Source organism: Streptomyces sp. NRRL S-495 (genome assembly GCF_000966955.1).
Classification (GTDB): domain Bacteria; phylum Actinomycetota; class Actinomycetes; order Streptomycetales; family Streptomycetaceae; genus Kitasatospora; species Kitasatospora purpeofusca.
The window spans coordinates 1-1,255 of sequence record NZ_JZWY01000500.1; the positions used below are offsets into that span (position 1 = coordinate 1).

The 1,255-nt window shown below is 80.5% G+C and carries 1 protein-coding gene; it reads left to right on the top strand.

Annotated features, from left to right (window positions below):
- Positions 1–26: 26 nt before the first annotated feature.
- On the top strand, positions 27–1,255 hold a 1,229-nt coding region (locus VR45_RS24890; RefSeq protein ID WP_052709349.1), incomplete at its 3' end, for a DUF2398 family protein.

Below are 1,255 nucleotides of genomic sequence, written 5' to 3' on the forward strand. Positions count from 1 at the left end.
CCCCCCCCCCCCCCCCCCCCGCTCCGGTGACCGGCCCCGCCACTGCCGGTCCGGTCACCGGCTCGGTCACCGGCTCGGCCGCCGACCCGTCCGCCGCCGCGCCGCTCACCACCGAGGTCAGCTGGTGGCACGGCCCCACCGCGCACACCCCCGCGCCGCTGCGCGCCCGCGAGCCGCGCCCGGCCGGCGGCCTGCGCCGCGCCCGCCGGGACGCCGCCGCGCTGCCCGTCGTCCTCTCAGGTGCCAAGCCGGGCAAGCCCGGCCGCCACCGCAAGCCCGAACGTTCCCGGGGCGCCGGTACCGTCCCGCAGGATCGTTCCGCCGCGACCACCGCCGCCGAACGCCGGATCGCCGCCCGGCTGCTCGTCGCCCACCCGCTGGTGACCGCCTCCGGGCCGCACGCCGACGGCTTCCCGCTGATCCGCCGTCACCGCGACTGGCTCGCCGAGCGCTTCGACACCCTGCTCGGCTACCGCCTGGTGGTCGGCCCCTGGCACGCCCGCCTGCACAAGGCCGGACTCGGCCCCGGCGCCACCCGGCGCCTCGAACACCCCGCCACCGGCGCCCCGTTCACCCCCGGCGGCTACGCGCAGCTCGCCCTCGCGCTGTCCCTGTTGGTCGACGCCCCCGAGCGGCTCCCGCTGGACGGCCTGCTCGCCGCGATGGACGCCGTCCGTCCCGGCCCCGGCCCGGCCGCGCGGCCGGCGGACCGGGCCGAGCTCGCGATGGCGCTCGCCGTGCTCGCCGACTGGCAGGTGCTCGGCGACCTCCCCGCCGCGGCCCTCGCCGACCCGGCCGCCGCCGGTCCCACCGTGCTGACGGTCGACCGGGAACTCGCCCGCGCCGTCCCGGTCGGCCCGCCCGCGCTCGCCGACGACGCCACCGACCTCATCCGCCGCGCCGCCGAGGCCGAGCCCGGCACCGCCGTCCGCCGCCTCCTCGCCGAGACCCCGGCCGTGCTCGCCGCCGACCTGCCCGAGGACCAGCGCGCCTGGCTGCGCGACCACGGCCGCACCGGCCCGGCCGCGCTCGCCGACTTCCTCGGCCTGGAGGCGGAGCAGCGGGCCGAGGGTGTCGCCCTGCTCGACCCGGCGGAGGAGCTCACCGACCTCGCCCTGCCCGGCGCCGACACGGCCGCCCAGGCGGCCCTGCTGCTGGTCGAGCGCCTGGTCGAGGAGGTGCGGCCGCTCCCGGGCGAGACCGGGGGCACCGATGTGCCGGTTCCCGACGCACTGATAGACGGCGTGCTCGGCGA